Origin of the sequence: Bradyrhizobium sp. AUGA SZCCT0176 (assembly GCF_018130145.1) — a bacterium.
Classification (GTDB): Bacteria; Pseudomonadota; Alphaproteobacteria; order Rhizobiales; family Xanthobacteraceae; genus Bradyrhizobium.
Window position 1 is genome coordinate 257048 of the sequence record NZ_JAFCMB010000003.1, and the last position, 22917, is coordinate 279964.

The following is a 22917-nucleotide window of genomic DNA, read 5'->3' on the forward strand; positions in this document are numbered from 1 at the left end:
GCGCGCTTGGAAGCTTACGCTACGCATGTTTTGCAGCGTCACTGACAGAATCACGATTTGAGAAAAGGAGCGCGCGAAGAAGCGCAACGCACGCATCTTTCGATTGTACACGAATTAACGTACGATGTGTCATTACTTGTTCAGATGATCGTCATCTTCAAATACGATGAGACGCCGGACGCCGTGCTACCAGACGAGCGTACTCATAGGATCGGACGAGGTTCTCGTTGGAACCACCGTGCGCTACGACACCTACGATCCGACAACCTATCTGAATCTTTTTCTTGATGCCGTGCGAACTTACAAGGGGACAGGGGGCTGATCACGCCCTGCGCGCTCACGCTCTACGCGCTCCGTTACGTCCCGCGCCATTGCGACAGAGCCCAGCACTTTTTCGTTATCGCTTTTGACGATAGCAAAGGTGAGCTCGACGTACAGTTTTCGTCCGCTTTTGTGCGCCGCCCGGGTCAGCGTGGGTCGACCCTGAAGCTTTAATGCGCCCCTTGTTACCGCGGCGTTGAAGCCGCCCCAGTGCGATGCTCGCAAATGCTCCGGAATAATCAGATCGAGGCTTTGACCAAGGGCTTCCTCTGGTGAGTAACCAAATAATGTTGCAGAAGCGCGATTCCACCGGATGATCGCTCCCGAACAGTCTGTATAGACAACAGCGTCAGCAACCTGATCGAGAATTCTCTCAGCCAGCCTGGATTTACCCTCCATGGATACGCCTTTCGGTTCGGAACAAGGCCCCCTAACGGCCACCCCTTCGATTTCGTTGACTTAGTCCAGTCGCACGCGTCCACCATGTTGACGCAAAACCTCGTCGGAGAAACAGGCAAGTTATAAAGATGGTTAGAAACCATGCGAGCGGAAGGTCAAAAGTAGGCCTGTGCGCCACTATCAGGTCATGCAGCGGAATAGGTCTGCGCTAGAGGACTAATTTCTTAACCACCAACGAGCGAGTCAACCCTAGCAATCTTCGAGCAGCTGAGGCCAGCGTCGTTGTAGAGGCGAAGCCATACGATATCTTCGATCTGGGCTGGACATCCAGGCACGAGCTGTAATCCATCAACAGCAACCAGCCAAGGTAAGCCGGATCTTTGCCGTGCGACGCGAACAGCGTCACCTGGGCCATGGCCGGCGTCGACGTACCAGCCATGGGGTCCGAATGATCGGCCACTCGATATCGAGAAGTTCGAGGAGCTATTGTGAAGAAGCGAAGGTCATTGAAAACTCCTGCGGCTATATCAATCTGCCGCCGAACGCTTGTGTCGACGGCTTGGTGGCATTGACGCGCGTGCAACTCCTCTCGGAGAACCACCAACCGAGGTCGCGTCAGCTCCAGCCGGTCGTCACCTGGCAGTCGACGACGCTCACCCAGTCGTTCGAACAAGCACGTGACCGGAACAAACCGTGCTAAGGCGAGAGGCAGTGCTCAGACGACACTGACCTCCACGTCGATGTTGTTGCGGGTAGCGTTCGAGTACGGGCAGACCTCGTGCGCTTTGGCGACGAGGGCCTCGGCTTCGGCGCGGTCGAGACCTGGTACGAAAACTTCCAACGCGATCTCAAGGCCAAAGCCGCCTTCGGAACGCGGTCCGATGCCGACGGTCGCAGTAACAGCCGTGTCTGCGGGAACCTTAGGTCCGCCCTGCGAAGCGACGAACTGCATTGCCCCGATGAAGCAAGCGGCATAGCCGGCGGCGAAGAGCTGCTCAGGATTGACGCCGCTTCCACCGCCGCCGCCAAGTTCCTTCGGCTTGCTGAGTTTGACGTCGAGGGCGCCGTCGAGGGTAGCGGAGTGACCATCGCGGCCGCCGGTGGCGCGCGCCGAGGTGCGATATCTAACGTTCACGGACATTTGGCATTTCCTTTCTGGGAAAGATAAGTCGTTCGAGTATGCGGTCCCGAGGAGCATGTAAAGGCACTACGGTTGGCTGACCCAGAGCAACATCGACATGAGCGCGATGGCGAGTGGTTATGGTAATCGAAGTGAGTAGAGGGCTAAGCACGAGCGAAGGCGCGCAGGCACTCTGACGTCGCTTCCGCAAGAGAGTCGACGAACGCGCCAGCAGTCGTGTCTCTAGTAGCAAGCGCTGCGGATTGTCCGGCAAAGAGTGCGGTAAGTTCTCTGTCTCCCGTCTTTTCAAGCGGCGCGGTGAGGCTGAGCTGCGCGGGAAACGCTACCGGCCGTAGGCCGGAAGCCAAGAGGTCCTCAATGAGTTCGTTCTTCACATAGCGCGCTGGTCGGCCGGTAATCACGTCTGTGACGACCGTGCAGGCGTCAGTGGGCTCGCGCAGGGCCGCGCGGTGAGCATCGAGGACGTTGGCCTCTGCGCAGCGCAGGAACGCCGTGCCTACCTGTACAGCGCTTGCGCCAAGGACAAAGGCCGCAGCCACCGTTCGCCCATCCGCCACGCCCCCTGCGGCAATGACGGGAACTTTCACGGCATCTACCACTTGTGGCAAGAGCGCGAACAGGCCCGGTTGCAAGCTAATGTCGACACCGGTGAAAGTGGCACGATGTCCGCCGGCCTCGGTACCCTGCGCGATGATAGCGTCGACACCCCGCTCCTCAAGCAGCCTCGCCTCGGCCACGGTCGTCGCGCTGGAAATGATGAAGATCCCGGCATCCTTTAGGGCACTAATGATCTCCCGATGAGGCAGACCAAAATGGAAACTTACCATTTTTGGCTTGGTCCGCACCAGCATCGACAGGTGTTCGCGGCTTACCTCACCAGCCGCACCGCTTGGCTCGGGTACCGCTCCCAGGCCCTTGGCGTCGAAGTGCCCTTGCAGACGTGCCCGCATCGGCTCGCTGATATCGGGGGTAATCTTGGGCTCCGGCCAGAGTGGATAGTTCGCGTTGAGACCGCCGCCGCTCATCTGTTGGAAGCCAGCGATCCGCCGCTCTGCCTCCTCGGCTGAATAACCCCACATGCCCAGACCCCCTAGACCACCAGCGTTACTGACGGCGGCGGCAAGTGTGGGTGTGCTGAGCCAGCCCATCGGCGCCTGAAGGATCGGCCACTTGAGATTGAGCCTGTCAGTGAATGCATTTCTGGACCACATGAACCTTCTCCTTTTCCCTTGGCATGGACAGGCTCGACTGCGAGTCCGAAGGAATCTTGAAATTCCGGGGTCGATGCTTTGCATCGCCCCGGAATGATAAACAGAGCATCAAGCCTTCGAGAACAGCTCGTCGACATAATCCCAGTTCACCAGGCTATCGACGAACGTCTTCAGATAGTCCGGACGGCGGTTGCGATAGTCGATGTAATAGGAGTGTTCCCAGACGTCGCAGCCGAGGATCGGCGTTGCGCCATGGACCAGCGGGCTTTCGCCGTTCGCGGTCTTGGAGATTTCGAGCTTGCCGTTCTTGACCGACAACCAGCACCAGCCGGAACCGAACTGGCCGACGCCGGCGGCGGCGAAGTCGGTCTTGAACTTGTCGAGCCCACCGAGATCCTCGGTGATCTTCTTTTCCAGACGGCCGGGCAGCTTGCTGCCGCCGCCATTCGGCTTCATCCAGTTCCAGAAGTGCAGATGGTTGTAGTGCTGGCCGGCGTTGTTGAACACGGCCGGATTCTTGCCGAACGAAGCCTTGACGATCTCCTCGAGGGACTTGCCCTCGAATTCGGTGCCCTTGATCGCATTGTTTCCGTTGGTCACGTAAGCTTGGTGATGCTTGTCGTGGTGGAATTCCAGCGTTTCCTTGGACATATAGGGGGCCAGGGCGTCGTGGGCATAGGGCAGATTGGGCAGCGCGAAGGTCATGAGGTGATATCCTTAAATGATGGGAGACATGGTGAAGGTTCGAGGAAACTAAACTACTCTGCCGCCGCGCGATCGCTCGCATGCAATGCCAGGGAGCGCTCGATCACAGCGACCGGCGTAAGTAATGCGCAATCTCTCCGATTACGCCGCGGCGGAAAGTGAGCACGCAAAGCACAAAGATCACACCCTGAATCACCGTCACCCACTGCCCGAAGCCGGCCAGATACTGCTGCATGGCGATGATGACGAATGCACCGACCACAGGTCCGAATACGGTGCCGAGACCGCCAACCAGCGTCATCAGCACGATCTCGCCTGACATCGTCCAATGCACGTCGGTGAGCGAGGCGTTTTGTGCGACGAATACTTTCAGTGAGCCGGCAAATCCCGCCAGCGTGCCGGACAGGATGTAGGCGAGGAGCTTGTACTGGTCGGTCTTGTAGCCGAGCGAGATCGCACGCGGCTCGTTCTCGCGGATCGATTTCAGCACCTCGCCGAACGGCGAGTTGATGGTGCGATAGATCAGCAGAAAGCCACCGAGGAACCCGACCAGGACGACGTAATAGAGTACTGTCGGCTTCGCGAGATCGAAGATGCCGAACAGGTACCCTGGCGGAATGCCTTGGATGCCGTCTTCGCCATGCGTGAACGGTGTCTGCAGGTAAACGAAATATAGCAGTTGTGACAAGGCGAGAGTAATCATCGCGAAATAGATACCTTGCCGGCGAATGGCAACGGCGCCGGTAATGACACCAAGCCCCGCAGCGCCGGCGGTGCCCATCAGAATGCCAAGCTCCGGCGACAGTCCCCAGACTTTCAGCCCATGCGCCGTGAAGTAGCCCGCGGTGCCCAGAAACATCGCGTGGCCGAACGACAGCAGGCCGCCATAACCGATCAGCAGATTGAACGCGCATGCCAAAAGCGCGAAGCACAGCGCCTGCATGACAAAGAACGGATAGATGCCGGTCAACGGCACGATCATCAGCGCTGTCGCCATCACCGCGAATACGATCATCTCGTCGCGGATCGCGCGCGGTGGTGCCGGCAATGAATCGGTTATCGCTGTCATATCAAGCCGCCCTTCCCGTCAATCCGGTCGGCTTCACCAGCAACACCAGAACCATCAGAACGAATACTACGGTGTTGGAAGCCTCGGGATAAACGTATTTAGTCAGGCCCTCGATCACGCCGAGCGCAAAGCCCGTGATGATCGATCCCATGATGGAACCCATGCCGCCGATCACCACCACCGCGAACACGACGATGATCAGGTCGGCGCCCATCAGCGGCCTCACCTGATTGATCGGCGCCGACAACACGCCGGCCAGTGCGGCAAGGCCGACGCCAAGCCCGTAGGTTAGCGTGATCATTCGAGGGACGTTGATGCCAAACGCGCGCACCAGCGTCGGGTTTTCAGTCGCGGCGCGCAGATTGGCGCCAAGCCGAGTCTTTTCGATCAGGTACCAGGTGGCAATGCAAACCACGAGCGAGAACACCACCACCCAGCCGCGGTAGATCGGCAGGAACATGAAGCCGAGATTGATGCCGCCTTTCAACTCGTCGGGGATCGCGTAAGGCAGGCCGGACGATCCGAAATAATTCTGGAAGAGGCCCTGCACGATCAGCGCGATTCCGAACGTCAACAATAGCCCATAGAGATGATCGAGCCCGGAAAGCCATTGCAGCATGGTCCGCTCCAGGATCATGCCGAAGATGCCCACCACGATCGGCGCCAAGATCAGCGCCGGCCAGTATCCGATGCCCGCGAGATTCAGCAGGAAATAGGCGCAGAAGGCGCCCATCATGTAGAGTGCGCCATGCGCGAAATTGATGATATTGAGCATCCCGAAGATGACGGCGAGCCCAAGGCTGAGCAGCGCATAGAACGAGCCGTTGATGAGCCCCACTAGGAGCTGCGCGTAGAGAGCTTGCATCGATCAATCTTTCGCACTCAATCCAATTGTGACGCCAGGGAGAACCCGCCGGCACAAGGCCGGTGGGTTATCATCGTTACTTCTTTACTAGCGGACAGGCACTTTCCGAAAGCGGCCTGAAAGCCTGGTCGCCGGGGGTCGTTCCAATCAGCTTGTAATAGTCCCACGGTCCCTTGGACTCGGCCGGCGTCTTGACTTCGAACAGATAGGCCGGATGAATCTTGCGGCCGTCCGCGCGAATGGAGCCCTGGCCGAACAGCGGATCGTCAGTCGGCATTTCCTTCATCTTGGCAACGACCTTGGCGCCGTCATGCGGATTGCCACCGAGCTGTTCCAGCGCCTTGAAATAGTGGAGGAGTCCCGAATAGACACCGGCCTGCACCATCGACGGCTGCGCCTTGCTCTTCATGCGCACCGAAAAGCGTTTTGCAAATGCGCGGGTTCCGTCGTTCAGATCCCAGTAGAACGTTTCGGTGAAACTCAGGCCTTGCGCCACCTTCAAGCCGAGCGAGTGAACATCGGTGATGAACAGCAGAAGGCCCGCAAGCTTCTGCCCGCCCGCGACAATGCCGAATTCCGATGCCTGCTTGATGGTATTGGTGGTGTCGCCGCCGGCATTGGCCATGCCGATGATCTTGGCCTTGGAAGCCTGCGCCTGCAGCAAAAATGAGGACAAGTCCGGCGAATTTATCGGATGCTTGACGGTACCGATCACTTTGGCGCCTGCCTTCACAACGACTGCGGTGGTGTCACGCTCCAGTGCCGTGCCGAACGCGTAGTCAGCGGTTAGGAAGTACCAGGTGTCGCCACCGGCCTTCACCAGCGCCTGACCGGTGCTGTTGGCGAGCATGTAGGTATCGTAAACCCAATGAATCGTATTCGGCGAGCATTGCGCATTTGTGAGATCTGACGTCGCCGCGCCGGCATTGATCATCACGGAATTTTTCTCTTTCACGAGATTGTTGACCGCGAGCGCGACGCCGGAACTCACCACGTCCATGAAGATGTCTACCTTTTCAACATCGACCCATTGCCGCGCAATGTTGACAGCGATGTCGGGCTTGTTCTGATGATCGGCGGAGATCACGTCGATCTTCCAGCCCTTGGCCGCCATACCGGAATCCTCGACGGCCATCTGGGCAGCCAAGGTAGAGCCCGCTCCGCTCAAATCGGAGTACAGCCCCGAGTTATCGGTCAGCACGCCGATCTTGATGTTCTTGTCCTGCGCAAAGGCGACGCTGCCAGCGGCAAACGCCAACGCGGTGCCAAGCAGAAGTGCCGAAATAGCATTTTTCATGTTGTCTCCTTCAAATCCTTGTTTGAAACTCTGCTCAGACGCCGAGATAGGTGTGCAGCTTGTCCATATTCGCTTCCAGTTCCGAGTTCGCGAATCCGTCGATGATCTTGCCGTGCTCGACGATGTAGTAACGGTCCGCCACCGTGGCCGCGAACCGGAAATTCTGTTCGACCAGAAGGATGGTGAAGCCCTCCTTCTTGAGCCGCGCGATGGTGTGGCCGATTTGCTGGATGATAACGGGGGCAAGGCCTTCGGTCGGTTCATCCAGCATCAAAAACCGCGCACCGGTACGCAGGATCCGGGCGATCGCCAGCATCTGCTGCTCGCCCCCCGACAATTTGGTGCCCTGGCTGTTGAGCCGTTCCTTGAGGTTAGGAAACAGGTCGAAGATCTGATCCAGCGTCAGCCCGCCGCTGCGCACGATCGGCGGCAACAACAGGTTTTCGCGAACGTCGAGGCTGGCGAAAATGCCGCGTTCTTCGGGGCACAACGCAACGCCCATGCGCGCAATCTTGTCCGACGACGCCCGCGTGATGTCCTGATTGTCGAAGCGGATCGAACCGGTACGCTTGCCGATAATCCCCATTACCGATTTCAGCGTGGTGGTCTTGCCGGCGCCGTTGCGTCCGAGCAACGTCACCACCTCGCCTGCGTTCACCTTGAAATCGATGCCGTGAAGGATGTGGGACTCGCCGTACCAGGCCTGCAGATTCTCGACCGTCAACACATTGGCGCCGGCGGTTGCCAGCGCGGACTTTGCGGCTTCGGCCATTTTCAGATCAGGCATGACCAGCCCCCAAATAAGCTTCCTTGACGCGTTCATCCTTGGACAGGTCGGTATAATTGCCTTCCGCCAGCACCTGGCCGCGCGTCAGCACCGTGATGATGTCGGAGAGGTTGGCCACCACGCTCAGATTATGTTCGACCATCAGGATGGTATATTTCGCGGAAATTCGCTTGATCAGCGCTGCGATCTTGTCGATGTCCTCATGTCCCATGCCGGCCATCGGCTCATCGAGCAGCATCATCTCCGGATCGAGCGCCAGCGTGGTCGCGATTTCGAGCGCGCGTTTGCGCCCATAGGGCATTTCGACCGCCGGTATGTTGGCAAACTCGCTCAGGCCCACATCGTTGAGCAGTTCGTGGGCGCGGCCATTGAAGCGGTCGAGCACGGATTTGGAGCGCCAGAAGTCGAAAGAGTGCCCGTGCTGGCGCTGCAGCGCCACCCTGACATTCTCCAGCGCGGTCAAATGCGGAAACACCGCAGAAATCTGGAATGAGCGAACCAGGCCCAGGCGCGCGACATCGGCCGGCGCCATCGCCGTGATGTCCTGTCCCTTATAAAGGATCTGGCCCGCCGAGGGCTTCAGGAACTTGGTCAAGAGATTGAAGCACGTCGTCTTCCCGGCCCCGTTTGGACCGATCAACGCATGAATGCTGCCACGGCGGACTTTCAGACCGACATCGCGTACGGCAAAGAACCCCGCGAACTCTTTGGTCAATCCGTGGGTTTCGAGAATGAACTCATCAGCCAAACTAATTTCCTCGATCAGTGAGTGTCGCACTTCGTAAGCGGCTTTGTGTCTGGTCGCGAACGCCTTTGGTAGGGCAGCGACGGGCTGCTCCCAGAACCGATGGCCGATCGGGACGGCTTCACGTCTCTTCCCGGTTCGACGACGGACCCCCTCATGCATTTTCGATCCAGCCCCCCACCCACTCGATAGCGCCGTTCGCTACGGCAGGCTCTCAGCGCCCGCCACAAATTTTGGTTAGCCACGGCCTTCCGCTGAAGCCATCGCGTCATAGGTGCTGGAGCGCAACATCGCGTGCAGCTGACGTCGCCGCACCCCCATGTTGCCTCCGTCATAAAGAGGAAAGCAAAGCGCGTCCTGCATCAGACCGGCGAGCGGAAACATGTCGGTGTAACTGTTGACGCCGACCACGCGCATCGCGTCGTAGACCACTTGCACGCATAGCTCAGAGCAATGAACCTTCGCCATGACGGCAAGCTCTTGGCTGCGTCCATCGGTGACATCGAGTTGATGGCACGCCTTCCAGGTCAGATATCGCGCAGCCTCGATGCGCATCTTGATGTCCGCCAGCATGTAACCGACGCTCTGGTGCTCGATCACGGGACTCGTCCCCAAGCGCTTGTCGGTCTTAGCAAACTGCAGGGCGGTATCGAAGGCCGATCTCATCACGCCAACGCAAGCCGCACCAATAAGCGCAGCCGACCACGAGAACGTCGTCTCTACGATGCCGATGCCATCGCCAGGTTTTCCTATGATGTTGTCAACCGGCACCCGCACATTCTCGAAAATGATGCGAGGCGAGTTCGCCGCGCGATGCCCTACCGTATCCAGAAGTCCGTCCACCCTTATGCCCGCCGCATTCCCGGGCACCACGATAACCGCCAGAGCGTCTTGAGGGGAACGCGACGGATCGGTCCTGCAGACAACGCTGAACAAATGCGCGCCGTTGCCGTCCCACCCGGATCCATTGGTAGTGTAGTGTTTGCGACCGTTGATGACCCACTCATCTCCTTCTCGGCGCGCAAAGGTCTGTACGCCGGCCGCCGGGTCTGGGCAATCAAAATTGGCTCCGCCAGCTACCTCGGTGAACGCGAATGCAGCCAAGCGCGATCCATCTTCGATAAAGTCCGGCAGAAAGCGCTTCTTTTGCGTCAGCGTCCCGAAGCGCATCAACGGCTCCAGGCCGAGGCCCGTGGCCACCAGCGCGGTAGGCACGTTAATGTCGACGGCCGCCAATTCCTCGGTTGCCAGCGCCAGGTCAACTACACTTAAAGCCGTGCCGCCGAATTCCGTGGGAAGAATTGCCTTGATGAAGCCGGCGTCGGCCATCGCCTGGTAGAAAGGCCGCGTCGCATAGAAGCGCTGTTCCGGACGGGAGAGCGGCGAAATAACTGATGCAACCTTACCGAGAGTTCCTGCGGCGAACGCCCGAGCCCCCGCCTGCAACTCTTGTTGGGGCTTGCTTAGCGTGAAATCAATTGCCATCGGATCGCCCTTTCACAAAAGAAACATTCGGACTTAGACCTTCACGAGGTCGACACGCGTCTCGCGCGGCGCCCTCGAATCTTTTGGCGGCCAATTGACGATCTACGTCAACGCCGCATCTGCGCTCGCGCAGACACATCTGCATGTCACAAGTATTTTCGATGTAGGTCGCCGCAATCAAAGCGGCTCAAAGCTCCTCTCGTTTCCAGTCCCTGTGCATCTCGCGAGCTTGTCCCCGCGTGTAGATCCTCAGCGCAAAAAACACGCTTAGACACTCGTTAACTTTAAATTAGACCGGTCGTCTATTAATTGCAAGCGATTTTGTTTTCGACTCGGGTTGCTTTACGAAAGTTGATGCCACGCTTGCAGCGGAACGCCGATTCCAGAATTTTGTGAGCCAGCTTTACTGCAGGCAAGCGATCGGTACGCCAATCTCAACGGCTAAAGATGCTGACGCGTCAGAGGCCGTGAACCAAATTGGATCACCCCATACAAACAAAGCGACCTGAATGCACCGTTTCCCGGATCGACCTCGCCCATCCGACGGAGACGAGGCAACGGAACACTGACGAATTTTCGAGCCTCATGGAGTCCAATGGTCCTCTCCCACAAGAATTGAATGACACAACCGCAAGTTACATGTCGAAGAAGCTGATCGAACGCTTACGATGTTTGGCGCCTCAAATAGGTCAGTCGTAGAAGGCAGGCAACAACTTGAGGCCGCTACTTTCGCTTTTGTCATGGTTGATGAAAAATTTCGCTTGATACCGTTTGATCATCTGCCTGATCCTCTCCATGGATGCGATGGACGCTTCTTTGTCGGTATTGAGTGAAGGAACCCTATTCTTAGCGAAGTTCTCTTCCAAATGAACGACATCGCCCGACAGGATGATAAAGCCGGATTGTTTGAGGCGAACGAGCATTGATTGGCTGCCAGGCGTATGTCCGGGCGTCGATACCAGCGTGACGCTTCCGTCGCCGAATACGTCAAAGTCTCCATCGACCAATTGGATGTGCCGAGGATTTCCCATGAGTTTGCGGGCAAGCGCCATCAACTGTTTCACATTCTCGTTCGGTGCGTTGTCTCCATAGATCCACTCGTGCTCTGCGCGCTGGATCAAGACCCGAGCGTCGGGAAACAGGCCGACATTGCCTATGTGGTCTCCATGAGTATGGGAGATCGCGACATGGGTGACGTCCGCTGGCTTGAGACCGATCTCGGCAAGCTGATCCGTCAAGGTCTTGTCCAGGTGGTAGACAATCAACTTAGGAAGGGTCGACCAGCCCTTTGGATCTTTAAAGGTAGCTTCCGGGACGCCGGTGTCCCAGATCAGCCAGTCCTTCCCCCGCTTCGCCAGCCAGCACGTCGATGAGAATTCGATGCTTCGTCCCTGGTTTTCTCCCGGAGTCCACACCGATTCATCGTTGGCGAGCGAACGACCGCAATCCAATCTGTACAGCTTCTCGACGAACCCTGCGCTATTCGGGTCCGGCAACTCGCCAGAGGCCACAGTCGTGGCGCAGGCCAAAAGCGAAAGCCCGCAGGCGAAAACAAACTTCAGTGCGCGCGTCATGGTCTAAATGTCCATAGTTGGAAACACTGCAGATATCTCACATCTCAAGAGAAGTCCGGGACCGCAGCGCAACCGGCGGTTTCCTTCGGCATTCGCGTTGTCTGTCCTATCATCGACGGATTCTCGGTTTCAAATCGTCGCAAGTCGTTTGACCTTCGCTTCGTCCCAGATTATTCCGCTGCCGGGTTGTTCCAAGGTGATCACCTTGCCGCCAATGACCTTCAGGGGCGTTTGCAGGAACGCGTCGGCCCAATCCACGTACTCGAGCCAATGGGCTGTCGGGGTAGCGCAAAGAAGCTGCGCACTCACTTCAGGCATCAAATGGGACGACATCTCGATTCCGTGAGCTGCGGCGATGCCGGCGGCCTGCATCCAGCCAGTTACGCCTCCGATGCGGGCCACGTCGGGCATAATGTAATCGCTGGCGCGAGCAGTCGTGGCGCGAAGCAGGCCTTCCGGACCGTTGAAGTTTTCGCCGATCTGAATAGGTACCCGCAATTCCCTGGCGATCGCTGCACTAGCTTCGTAATCATCATGGGCAATCGGCTCCTCCAACCAGTATATCTGCTCCTTTTCGAGCTCCCGTCCCCTCGATATCGCCTCGGCGCAACTTAAGGCTTGATTGTAGTCGACCATGATTTCAACATCGCTTGAAACGCGCTCGCGCACTGCTTTCAACGCGGCAATATCCTGCCCCAGCGTTTCGTATCCGAGCCTGAGCTTTACCGCCTTCAGTCCGCTGGTGAGCAGCGCGTCCACCTCCTTGGCCAACTGGTCTGGCTCCATCAAGCCCAACCCGCGGCTGTCATAGGCCGGAAGCGGTCGCGGCCGTCCACCGAGCAGCGAAGCAAGCGGTAGCCCCTGACTTTGCGCCATAGCGTCCCACATCGCCATGTCGAGCAAAGCAAGAGCCATACGGACCGTGCCAGTTACTCCCAACAGCGCGAATTGCCGCGAGAGGACCTGCGTGGCGTCCATCGGAGTCAAGTTGCGATTCTTCAACACTTCGACCGCATCATCGAGAATGCCGGCAATCGCACGCGCGCCCGAGGGCCGGTAACAAAACGCGTATGCCCGCCCGGTGGCGCCGAGATCAGTGATGAGGTCAACCAACAGCATTGGCACCGCGCGGACGACTGCTGCGCTTGTACCAAGCGTAAAAGCCAGGGGGACCAGCACCCCTCTTGTCGTCACCGAGCGTATTTGAAGGCCACCCGCGCGTTGAACATTTGTCATTACACTTCTCGCAGGCCAGTGGAGCGTCCCAAGGCCATCTTCCCGAGCGCATGCCAGTGCATCCGTGCGGAACCAAGTAGACTGTCTCATTTAATGTGATTTCAAGACCGGCAGAACACCCACTCGTCGAGAGGCACTCTTCCTTCCAGCGGAAGAATGCCCGTCAAGAAACAGCATGCCGGCCTGATTACCCGTCCTGAAGTTCAGTGAGCCATTGCGAGTGTCAATCCGCCATCGGTAAAAGAGAACGCTGCATTTTTTTCAGGGCTCCCGACCGAACGGACCAAGAACGAGTTTGTTCGCTCAGCTGAAAAAGGACAACAAGACGGAAGCAGCGGCGACGCCAGCCCACGAGAAACGACGGAACGTGACTACGCTAAAGAGTTACCGGGTTGGACCCTTTGACCACATCTGCAAAGCGCGAAAAGAACTCGTCCGCGATCTTCTTTGCCGACCCGCTGATCAAACGCTGGCCCAACTGCGCGAGCTTCCCACCTATCTGCGCCTCCACACCATAGGATAGCAATGTACCCTCCTCGTTCGTCACCAGCGCGACCGTGGCCACGCCCTTGGCGAATCCTGCGATCCCACCCTCACCTTCGCCCGAAATCCGGTAGCTACTCGGGGGAACGAGATCACTCAGAGTGACTCGCCCCTTGAATCTCGCTGAGACGGGGCCGACCTTCATCTTTGCAACGGCACTAAATTGATTGTCCGCAGACCTCACCAGTTCTTCGCAGCCGGGAATGCACGCTTTCAGAACATCCGGATCATTGAGTTTTTCCCACACAGTTTCCCGGGTCGCGGCAAGTTGGATCTCTCCGGCCATCGTCATCGACATAAAACGTAAGCTCCAATAAAGCGGCCGTCGGGCCGTCTGGCAACGCGCGGGCCTGCCGTGATGCAGACCCAGCAGCTTTCTTCCAGGGAATTTCAGGAATGAACGGGCAACAATGACGTGCCGGAAGGCTCACACCTTCCACGCGTCGAAATCCACGTGCCCTCTATTCCGCGGCGACTAGTCTATGACTTTTCGACGACCCGGTGTTCTCGACGACCAGCCTCTCGACTTGCACCAAGTTGTCCGAGAATGTTGGACAGCGTCCCATGCCGCCGAACCGGGCGGCCGAAACGCTGTTGACAGTGCCCGTTTCATTCAGCGAGCGCCAATATCCGACCGTTGTGACAACAACTCCGAGCGGCACATCGTCCGTAATCTTGGCTACCCCCAAGAAGCTGCCCGTCCTGTTATAAACCCGAACCTGCTCACCCTGCATAATCATGCGTTCGCCAGCATCGGCCGGATTGATCAGCAGAAACTGATCACCTTGGAGGATCTGCTTCTTGGCTTCATTTCCATAGTTGGCGTTCAGAAAGGCGTGACTTTTCGGTGCCACGATATTGAGCGGATACAGCTTTGCGAGTTCGGGTTCGTAATCGGGGCTCTCGTAAGGTCGGGTGAACCCGGGCAAAGGCTCAATCGGCGTTTCGCCCTGCATTGCTTCATACAGTTGCCGGAAAGGCGGCGCGACGAAATCAGTCGCTCCCACCAGAAGGATTTCGCACTTACCAGAAGGCGTCTTGAAGTTGCCTTCCGCGTGTGGCGTCCTAGTATCTGCCGCACCCAAATTCAGCTTCGCAAAGCCCTTCTCACGAAGCACATCGAGCGTTATTCCATCTACCTCCGGAGCGGCCCAGTTTATCGTCCTCTCGACAAGTTCTTTGTCCGAGAACCGGAATTGCGGGTCGTCAAAGCCCATCGTCGCCGCCAAGCGGCGGAAGATCTCGGCATTGGAGCACGCTTCTCCCGGCGCCTCGATCGCCTTCTGATTCAAAGTCAGATAGTAGTGCCCCCATGAAAACATGAGGTCGTCATGCTCTCCCGCCATCGTTGCCGGCAAGACGATGTCGGCATAGGCGGCCGTGTCGCTGACGAAATGATCCGCGACGACCGTAAAGAGGTCCGTACGCTGCAAACCGGCGACGATCTTGTCGACATCCATAGCTTGAGTAACAGGGTTGGTATTGTACACCATGATGGATTTGAGCGGGGGATCCAGGGCTGCCTCACCCGTGAGCGCCTCGCCGAGCTTCAGTATGTTGACGACGCGGGTTCCGGGCTTGATCCAATCCGGCCGGCAAATTTCTCCGAAATTGACCGGAAACTCCCAGAGTGGAGCGTGGTAGATGCCGCCAGCGACCTGACGCCAGGCTCCGGTAAGCGCCGGAATGGCGATGATCGCGCGAATGGCCTGCGTTCCACCGGCCGAACGTTCGAGCGCAACACCGACGCGGATGGACGCATTTGCGCTCGAGGCATACTCCCGCGCCAGCTTGCGAATATCGTCAGCGCGCACGCCGCAGATCTTCTCTGCCCACTCTGGGGTACAGTCTACGGCGTGGTCCTTTAATTCCGGATACCCTAGCACATAACGGTCGACATAGTCTTGGTCGACGAGCCCCTCGCTGATGATCGTGTGGATCATCGCCATCGCAAGCGCCCCGTCCGTTCCCGGCTTCGGAGCGATATGCCAGTCGGCTTGCTTTGCCGTTCGGGATTTGTAGGGGTCGATCACCACGACCTTTGCGCCCTTTTGACGTGCTTCCACGACAAATGGCCAATGGTGAAGGTTGGTACTGAGCGTATTGCACCCCCAGATGATGATGTACTTTGAGTGCGCAAAGCTTTCCGGATCGAGACCGTTCGTCGGACCCACCGTGAGAAACCAGGCTGTCAAGGAACCGGAAGCGCAGTAGGTCCTCTCGCAAACAGTCGCTCCCAAGCGATTGAAGAACGCATCTCCGACATTAAGGCCCTGAACGAGTCCTTCATTGCCGAGATAGCTGACAGGCATGATCGCTTCGGCCCCATCGCTCTCGATGATCCCGCTCCATTGCCGCTTGATCTCCGCAAGAGCCTCTTCCCAACTGATCCGAATGAACGAGCGGCTTCCTTTGGGCCCGTTCCGCTTAAGCGGGTAGAGCACCCGATCCGCATTGTAGTGATGATCCGCAAAGTCGTTCAATTTTACGCAAAGACCGCCCCGGGTGATCGGATGAGCGGGATTGCCTCGGACGTTCGAGAGCCGCCCCTCCTCGACCGTGTAGATCATCGCGCATGTATCCGGACAATCGTGGGGGCACCCGCCAAAGAAAACTTGCTTATCCCGGGTCTGCTCAGTCATGGCCAATCCTGATCAAATGGGTTGCGGAACACGCCAATGGTATCTGACGGTTCTTCCTGTTTGGAGTGAATACCGGAAACCGCCTATGTCCGAGTACCGGTCGCCGCAATTCCTTTGGTGCCGGTACGGCTGGCTCCAGAAGTTTATTGGGGACCGGTACTTTACGCTGTCGGGCGGAGCCGGAATTATCGTGCCAAAGGACGCCGGTCCACGCGGAGACGGCGAGCGGGAAAAACAATGTTGTTGGCCAAGTCCTCTCCGAATGCACAGCCACTCCTCACCGACAATTTCGGCCGATCGATCGAGTACTTACGCATCTCTGTGACAGATCGGTGCGACCTGAGGTGCACCTACTGCATCCCCAAGGGCTTCCGAAACTTCAACGAACCCGCATCGTGGCTTACCTTCGAGGAGATTACGCGACTCGTCTCGGTGATGGCGCATAACGGACTGAGGCGCGTCCGTCTGACCGGCGGCGAACCGCTGCTACGCCGGAACTTACCATCCTTGGTCCGGCGCCTCGCTCAGATCGATGAGATTACCGACATCTCGCTGAGCACAAACGGTACCAGGCTCGCCGCATTGGCTGCAGAATTGCGGGATGCCGGCGTCTCGCGAATCAACGTCAGCTTGGACACCTTGAAGGCCGAACGGAACGAAGCCCTGAACGGGCGTGACGTCTTTCGCCAGGTTCTAGATGGATTGCTGGCAGCAAAGAAAGCCGGCTTCCATCCGATCAAGATCAACATGGTCGCGCTAAAGGGGCAAAACGACAGCGAGATCGACGACATGGTAGAGTTCTGCGCCGGGCACGGCTTCGTGCTGAGGCTTATCGAAGCCATGCCAATGGGCGTGACGGGACGAAATGCGAGCCATCTCGATCTCCAGCCCGTCCGCGAGCGGCTCAAACAAAAGCACGGACTGGTCGAATCGCGAATCGAGGGCGGCGGACCCGCACGCTACCTTGCGTCGAAGGACGGTAGAGTTCGCATAGGATTTATAACCCCTATCTCCGAGCACTTCTGTGCGACCTGCAATCGCGTGCGTCTTGCCGTCAATGGCACGATGTATCTCTGTCTCGGACAGAATGAGAAATTTGAATTCGCACCGCTCTTGCGGGACGGCGCGTCAGATGCGCAGCTCCTAACGGCACTCGCAGACGCGATGGCTCTCAAGCCGGAGCGTCATGAGTTCCTGGAAAAGCCCGATCAGATCGGGCGGATTATGTCCGTAACTGGCGGCTGAGCACCGCCTCGAACAGAAGGCCAACGCCGTGCCCCATATCGTAACCCAAAATTGCGATGAATGCCGCTTCACGGACTGCGTCACAGTTTGTCCCGTCGCATGCTTTCACGGCGACGAACGTCGCGTCTATATCGACCCGGTGGCCTGCGTTGATTGCGGCGCATGCATCCCAGCTTGTCCGGTCGGAGCTATCGTCGAAAGCAACGACTTGGAAGATAGCCAAATGAGCTGGATTGAAACCAACGCAGTGCGCGCGGCAGAGACGCCCGTGATCCGCTCTAAACAGACACCTTTGCCAGGTGCGGAGGCCAGGCGGGCAGTCCTGGGGAATTGAAAGACACACTACCGGGACAAGGACCGCTATCATGAACTATCCAATGCGCGTGGCGATCGTTGGCAGTGGTCCAAGCGGCTTTTATGCCACCGAGGCGCTTCTTACTGCGGGGATCGACGTCGAAGTCGATATGTTCGAACGCCTCCCAACGCCATTTGGTCTCGTCCGCCACGGAGTAGCTCCCGATCATCCGAAGTTGAAATCGATAGTCGCCACGTACGAAAGCATCGCAGCAGATACCCGCTTCTCGTTTTTCGGCAACGTCGAAATCGGCAAACAGATCGAGATAACCGACTTATTGCGATGCTACCATTCCGCCATCATCGCCGTTGGGGCGGCAAGCGACCGCAAGCTCGGGATACCGGCCGAACACCTACCAGGGGTTCATGGCGCCACTGCATTCGTCGGCTGGTACAACGGCCATCCCGATTTTCGCGACTTGCATTTCGACTTTTCGCATGAAGCTGCCGTAGTCATCGGCCACGGCAACGTGGCAATCGACGTCTGTCGAATACTGCTGAAGCCGGTGGATGATCTCCGCCACACGGACATCGCCCAGCATGCCTTGGAAGCACTGTCCCAAAGCCGCGTTAGAGAGGTTCATCTAATCGGACGTCGTGATCCATCCCAGGCTAAGTTCAGTCCAAAGGAACTTCGCGAACTGACTGAGCTAGACAATTGCACGGTGTCAGTCGACCCGACTGATCTTGCCGACCATCACAACGATGGCCTGACCCGCGGATCGACCCCCGCCAAAAACATCGAGATCCTACGCTCCACGTTGACTACCCGCCGCGGATCCGGCCGGCGTTGCCTGATCGGTTTCAACATGAAGCCTGTTGAAATTTGCGGATCGGACCGAGTGGAAGCAGTGCGTTTCTTGCGCACGCGCTGTTCGATGAGTGCATCATCAACAGCGCCAAAAGTCGAAATTCCCGCTGGATTGGTCATTCGGAGCATCGGATACCAAGGCTCCCCTCTACCAGGCCTGCCGTTTGACAATCAGTCAAAAATCATTCCACACGTAGAAGGACGAGTTCAGTTCAACGGGGAAAGCGCACTCCCCGTTTACGTGGCTGGTTGGATCAAACGAGGGCCCACCGGAATCATTGGCACGAACCGGGTCGACAGTCTTGCTACGGTTCAACGATTGATCGAGGATAGCCCGTCCTTTTACCTCGGGCCCAAACCCGGCTTCGACGGCCTCAAGTCACAGATCGTAGATCATGCCACGAATGCGATCTCGTTCGACAAATGGCACGACATCGACGCGGCAGAGCGGGTCCGCGGCGAGGCTATCGGAAAGCCCCGGGAGAAATTTACGAGAATCGAAGATATGTTGCGAGTTGCCGGTCGTTGAGAAATGCAACGCGCTCGGAGCAGGTGGACGAAAAGACGCTGGACTGTCCGGGGTACCCGTCAAGTCCAGCGCAAGTACTGGCCAGTCGCCCGAGGGAGGAAACAATGGCGGGCCAGATCAGGCGTGGAGATGGAAGACCTTGTTGATGATCTTCCACTCGCCGTCGACCTTTAGAACAGTGAAGAAGTCAGAGAACCGATAACCGGCCCAGTTCTCTGACTCCACACGCACGGAGGCGATCGTTCCGGCAATGTCGATGGTGACGACCTTGCCCACGATGTCAGGTGCTGGGCCTGTTTTGTCGGTCCAGTCAAACAGGGTCTGGATCGGTCCCGCCCAGAGATCAGGACCGACGTAGCCGTAAATCGCCGCATCCTTGTGAAAGGCAGGCTTCATCAGCGCGCCCTTTCCGTTCTTGGCTCCATCCAGGTAGTGCTGAACGGTTTGGCCGATAGCTTTGTAGTCCGAGATCTGATTGGCGGTCACCTTTGAACTCCGTATGCAGCTCGTCTCCGGCGACAATCGGCAAGCTGCAAAGGACGACCGAATACATCGATGCGGGCCTTACCGAGCTTGCGGCCTCCATGAAGCAGGAGACCCCGGAGCGGGACTCCAGATACCGCAAGCTGCCGGACTAACCGAGAACCGGTCACCAGCTTAGTGATGGTGCCGGTTCTGCCATCGGATGATCGCACCCGCGCTCGCCTCACCCACAACTTTCTGCGATCAACTGCACGGCAGGGCCGATGGCCGCGGGCTTCATGGAGGCAAAGCCGAGTAGAACGTACCTGTCCCAATCATCCAGATAGTCCGCATCCGCGATCGTCCGGTCTTTGAGGGTGTAGATTGCCACTCGATTTCTGAGCGCTCTCTCCTGCAGTTCCGCTGCATGGGGAAACTCGTCGGGGATCCGCCATACGATATGTGTCCCCGAGTTCATGCCCCTAAGATCCGGCCGACCGAAATGTCGCCGAAGTTGATCTGCGAGACAGTCCCGGCGTTCCAGATATGCGCGACGCAAACATCGGAGATGGTTGTCGAAGCCTCCGCTTCCGATGAAATCGGTCAGCACTGCTTGATCGAGCCACGGCACACCATAACAGGGAAATCCGTAGTCTAGGAGGGATACGGACTGTATAGCCGCGTCGACCAGGTTCGGCGGCAGCACCATGTAGCCGATCCGCAGACCAGGACCGATCGACGTGGCGAAAGATCCCGCGTAGATTACACGTTCGTTCTTATCCAATGTTTGAAGGGCTGGTTGAGGCGACCCCTCGTATCGAAAATCGCTGTCGAAATCGGCTTCGAGAACATATGCTCCAAACTTGGCTGCCCATTCGACGAGCGCAATCCGCCGATGATTCGGCAATGCTCCACCCATCGGAAACTGTCTTGCAGGTGTAACGAAGGCGACCCCACCCTCAACTTGAGGCAAGTATTCTACAATGAGCCCCTCATGATCGACCGTCGCTGGATGAATCTTTCCGCCGTAGCTCTTGAACAAATCCGCCGTTGAGCTGCATCCGGGCGCCTCCATCACAACAGGCGTACCATCCTGCACACAAAGTCGCGCGACAATGTTAAGGGCCTGTTGAATTCCCGTAACAATAACGATCTGATCCGGGCTCGCCATGATGCCGCGAGATGCCGCTAGGTAGCGGGACAGGACTTCGCGCAAATGACGTGATCCGTTGGGCGCCCCGTTGTCCGTCAGGTTGAAGTGAGAAGATTGCATGTGACGGGTCGTGAGGCGTCGCCATACATTGCGCGGAAACAGATCTGGATCGTTGCTTTCAAGCTCAAAATCGAACCTTGGCGACACGATCTCGGACCTGGCGGAGGCGTGTGCTGTCATCACCCGAGCGCGTAGCGCGACCGAGCGTTTCGCCGAACCGCTAACCTTGGCCTCACCTACGAACTGATGCTGCTCTGGCGAGACTTGGCTGACGTATGTTCCGGCCCCCTCCCTGGTTTCCACGTAGCCTTGCGCGACAAGACTCTCGTAAGAGAGAAGAACGGTGTTCCTGGAGATACCGATCTGTTCGCTTAGTGCGCGGGTGCCAGGCAGCCGCTCGCCGGGTCTGAAGCGCCCACTCATGATCGACGCTTTGATCTGCTCGATGAGTTGGGCTTGCAAGGAGACCCCCGTATTCGGGTCGATATCCAAGGAAATCTGCATGTGATCCTCCCTTTTAGACGATAGTGTCAGTCCGACTACTCCATATTCCGGTTTGCAAAAGCCATACCAACGCGTGTCAGGGGTAAGATAGGCCGCCTGGCTTACCTCCGCGAATCCTCGAGCAGCATTCTCGAACCCATTTCTGCGATCATGGCCGTCGGAGTGTTCGTATTCCCCGACGTTATGGTCGGCATCACGGACGCGTCGATCACCCGCAGCCCGACGATACCATGGAGTCGCAGGCGCTCGTCGACGACTGCCAAGGAATCGCTGGCCAATCCCATCTTGGCGGTCCCCACCGGGTGGAAGATCGTCGTCCCGATCTCCCCGGCGGCCTGGGCCAGCGAGGTATCGTCGTCTCCGACCGATTTTCCAGGGAGGTACTCATCCGGTCGATATGGCTCCAAGGCTGCTTGCGCCATCAAGCGGCGGGTGACCCGAATTGCGTCAGCTGCCACCTTGCGATCGTCGTCGGTTGAAAGGTAATTCGGCGCTATAAGAGGCGCTTGATCTGGCTCGGCGGATCGTAGGTGCACGATCCCCCGCGATGATGGGCGTAGATTGCAGGCGCTCACAGTAACCGCCGGAAAGCGGTGCAGCGGTTCGCCGAATTTGTCGAGCGACAGCGGTTGGGCATGAAATTGAATGTTGGCGCGCTCACGTCCGGGATCCGAACGGGTAAATATACCGAGCTGCGAGGGCGCCATGGTCAAGGGGCCCCGCCTGCGCAACGCATAGTCGACAGCCATCAGGCCCCGCCGGGGCAACGAGTAATAAGTCTCGTTGAGCGTCTTGACCCCCTGAACCTTGTAGATGGCGCGCTGCTGCAGATGATCCTGCAGATTGCGCCCCACGCCTCGCCGATCCAAGACGACTTCTATGCCCAGCGGTTTTAGCCAATCGGCAGGACCGATTCCGGAACGCTGCAAAATGGCAGGCGATCCGATCGAGCCGGCACTGAGAATCACTTCGCCCCGCGTCCGTACTTCGAACGACTTTCCGTCTTTGATGAATCTCACGCCGACAGCCCGTCCGTCTTCAATGACGAGGCGATCCACCAGTACTCGAGTCTCAACATGCAGGTTGGGCCGCTTCATGGCAGGTTTTAGAAACCCGCGAGCTGAGGACCACCGACGGCCTCGTTTTTGATTCACGTGAAAGTAGCCGACGCCTTCGTTGTCGCCTGTGTTGAAATCCGGGATTTTCTCGATGCCCATCTGGACTGCCGCGTCGCCGATGGAGTCGAGGATCTTCCATGAAAGGCGGGGAGCCTCGACGCGCCACCCGCCGCCCGTTCCATGATGCTCACTCTCTCCGAGGAAATGGTCTTCCAGCGCTCTGAACGCCGGGAGTACGTCCCTCCAGCCCCACCCCTGCAGTCCAAGTTGTCGCCAATGGTCATAATCGGCAGCCTGGCCACGCATTGAAATCATTGCGTTGATCGCGGACGAGCCACCGATCACTTTGCCCCTCGGATAATTCAAGGAGCGTCCATTGAGCCCAGGTTCGGCTTCGGTCCTGAACATCCAGTCTGACCTAGGATTGCCGATCGCAAAGAGGTATCCCACCGGAATGTGAAACCATATCCAGTTGTCATTGCCGCCCGCTTCGAGCACGAAGACGCGGTTGGCAGGATTCTCTGAGAGCCTATTAGCCAGGATGCACCCGGCCGTTCCCGCGCCGACAATTATGTAGTCACTGCTATCGCTAAGCACGGTGACAGCCACATCGTTCTCCTTAGGTCGGCGTCCGCGACCATGCCACTCGATGGCGACGGAC

At 57.9% G+C, this 22917-nt stretch carries 20 protein-coding genes; 3 read left to right on the forward strand and 17 right to left on the reverse strand.

Annotation, left to right across the window (positions count from 1 at the left end; all coding sequences use genetic code 11):
- Window positions 1–300: 300 nt before the first annotated feature.
- The 14 genes from JQ600_RS09465 to JQ600_RS09530 all read right to left on the reverse strand — a co-directional run bounded on the left by JQ600_RS09465 (window position 301) and on the right by JQ600_RS09530 (window position 16020).
- Window positions 301–720 carry a PAS domain S-box protein gene (locus tag JQ600_RS09465; RefSeq protein ID WP_212489817.1) on the reverse strand — a complete coding sequence of 140 codons (420 nt, stop codon included), beginning with the start codon at window positions 718–720 and terminating at the stop codon, window positions 301–303.
- A 715-nt stretch (window positions 721–1435) separates the two neighbouring features.
- Window positions 1436–1861, reverse strand: a complete 426-nt coding sequence (locus JQ600_RS09470) for an organic hydroperoxide resistance protein (RefSeq protein ID WP_212489818.1) — start codon at window positions 1859–1861, stop codon at window positions 1436–1438.
- Window positions 1862–2004: 143 nt separating this feature from the next.
- Window positions 2005–3072 carry a nitronate monooxygenase family protein gene (locus JQ600_RS09475; RefSeq protein WP_212489819.1) on the reverse strand — a complete coding sequence of 356 codons (1068 nt, stop codon included), beginning with the start codon at window positions 3070–3072 and terminating at the stop codon, window positions 2005–2007.
- Between the two features lie 108 nt (window positions 3073–3180).
- Window positions 3181–3777: a superoxide dismutase gene (locus tag JQ600_RS09480; RefSeq protein WP_212489820.1), complete on the reverse strand. Its 597-nt coding sequence runs from the start codon at window positions 3775–3777 to the stop codon at window positions 3181–3183.
- Between the two features lie 103 nt (window positions 3778–3880).
- Window positions 3881–4846 (reverse strand): branched-chain amino acid ABC transporter permease, encoded by a 966-nt coding sequence (locus JQ600_RS09485; RefSeq protein WP_212262996.1) that lies wholly within the window; start codon window positions 4844–4846, stop codon window positions 3881–3883.
- Window position 4847: 1 nt separating this feature from the next.
- Complete coding sequence (locus tag JQ600_RS09490; protein WP_212489821.1) at window positions 4848–5711, reverse strand: branched-chain amino acid ABC transporter permease; 864 nt, start codon at window positions 5709–5711, stop codon at window positions 4848–4850.
- A gap of 76 nt (window positions 5712–5787) precedes the next feature.
- Window positions 5788–7008 (reverse strand): ABC transporter substrate-binding protein, encoded by a 1221-nt coding sequence (locus JQ600_RS09495; protein WP_212262998.1) that lies wholly within the window; start codon window positions 7006–7008, stop codon window positions 5788–5790.
- Between the two features lie 34 nt (window positions 7009–7042).
- Window positions 7043–7795: an ABC transporter ATP-binding protein gene (locus tag JQ600_RS09500; protein ID WP_212262999.1), complete on the reverse strand. Its 753-nt coding sequence runs from the start codon at window positions 7793–7795 to the stop codon at window positions 7043–7045.
- Entirely contained in the window at window positions 7788–8543 is a 756-nt protein-coding gene (locus JQ600_RS09505) for an ABC transporter ATP-binding protein (protein ID WP_212489822.1), read from the reverse strand. The genes JQ600_RS09500 and JQ600_RS09505 overlap by 8 nt, the downstream gene beginning before the upstream one ends.
- A 234-nt stretch (window positions 8544–8777) precedes the next feature.
- Complete coding sequence (locus tag JQ600_RS09510; protein ID WP_212263001.1) at window positions 8778–10025, reverse strand: acyl-CoA dehydrogenase family protein; 1248 nt, start codon at window positions 10023–10025, stop codon at window positions 8778–8780.
- Between the two features lie 689 nt (window positions 10026–10714).
- Window positions 10715–11599 carry an N-acyl homoserine lactonase family protein gene (locus JQ600_RS09515; protein ID WP_212489823.1) on the reverse strand — a complete coding sequence of 295 codons (885 nt, stop codon included), beginning with the start codon at window positions 11597–11599 and terminating at the stop codon, window positions 10715–10717.
- 129 nt (window positions 11600–11728) lie between these two features.
- Complete coding sequence (locus tag JQ600_RS09520) at window positions 11729–12835, reverse strand: enolase C-terminal domain-like protein (RefSeq protein WP_212489824.1); 1107 nt, start codon at window positions 12833–12835, stop codon at window positions 11729–11731.
- Between the two features lie 376 nt (window positions 12836–13211).
- Window positions 13212–13676: a carbon monoxide dehydrogenase subunit G gene (locus tag JQ600_RS09525; RefSeq protein WP_212489825.1), complete on the reverse strand. Its 465-nt coding sequence runs from the start codon at window positions 13674–13676 to the stop codon at window positions 13212–13214.
- Between the two features lie 163 nt (window positions 13677–13839).
- Window positions 13840–16020 carry a molybdopterin-dependent oxidoreductase gene (locus tag JQ600_RS09530; protein WP_212489826.1) on the reverse strand — a complete coding sequence of 727 codons (2181 nt, stop codon included), beginning with the start codon at window positions 16018–16020 and terminating at the stop codon, window positions 13840–13842.
- A gap of 237 nt (window positions 16021–16257) precedes the next feature.
- Here JQ600_RS09530 and moaA point away from each other — a divergent pair, with 237 nt between their 5' ends.
- From moaA to JQ600_RS09545, 3 genes are read left to right on the forward strand one after another with little or no spacing between them, the layout of a single operon-like run.
- Window positions 16258–17265: a GTP 3',8-cyclase MoaA gene (moaA, locus tag JQ600_RS09535; RefSeq protein ID WP_212489827.1), complete on the forward strand. Its 1008-nt coding sequence runs from the start codon at window positions 16258–16260 to the stop codon at window positions 17263–17265.
- 28 nt (window positions 17266–17293) lie between these two features.
- Entirely contained in the window at window positions 17294–17599 is a 306-nt protein-coding gene (locus tag JQ600_RS09540; protein ID WP_212263007.1) for a 4Fe-4S dicluster domain-containing protein, read from the forward strand.
- A gap of 31 nt (window positions 17600–17630) precedes the next feature.
- Window positions 17631–18959: a hypothetical protein gene (locus JQ600_RS09545; protein ID WP_212489828.1), complete on the forward strand. Its 1329-nt coding sequence runs from the start codon at window positions 17631–17633 to the stop codon at window positions 18957–18959.
- A gap of 117 nt (window positions 18960–19076) precedes the next feature.
- On the opposite strand, the gene JQ600_RS09550 is transcribed toward JQ600_RS09545, so the two are convergent.
- The 3 genes from JQ600_RS09550 to JQ600_RS09560 all read right to left on the reverse strand — a co-directional run bounded on the left by JQ600_RS09550 (window position 19077) and on the right by JQ600_RS09560 (window position 22865).
- Window positions 19077–19445: a nuclear transport factor 2 family protein gene (locus JQ600_RS09550; RefSeq protein ID WP_212489829.1), complete on the reverse strand. Its 369-nt coding sequence runs from the start codon at window positions 19443–19445 to the stop codon at window positions 19077–19079.
- 220 nt (window positions 19446–19665) lie between these two features.
- Window positions 19666–21138, reverse strand: coding sequence for a PLP-dependent aminotransferase family protein (locus JQ600_RS09555; protein WP_212489830.1), 1473 nt, complete (start codon window positions 21136–21138; stop codon window positions 19666–19668).
- 101 nt (window positions 21139–21239) lie between these two features.
- Window positions 21240–22865 carry a GMC family oxidoreductase N-terminal domain-containing protein gene (locus JQ600_RS09560; protein WP_312017249.1) on the reverse strand — a complete coding sequence of 542 codons (1626 nt, stop codon included), beginning with the start codon at window positions 22863–22865 and terminating at the stop codon, window positions 21240–21242.
- Between the last annotated feature and the right edge of the window lie 52 nt (window positions 22866–22917).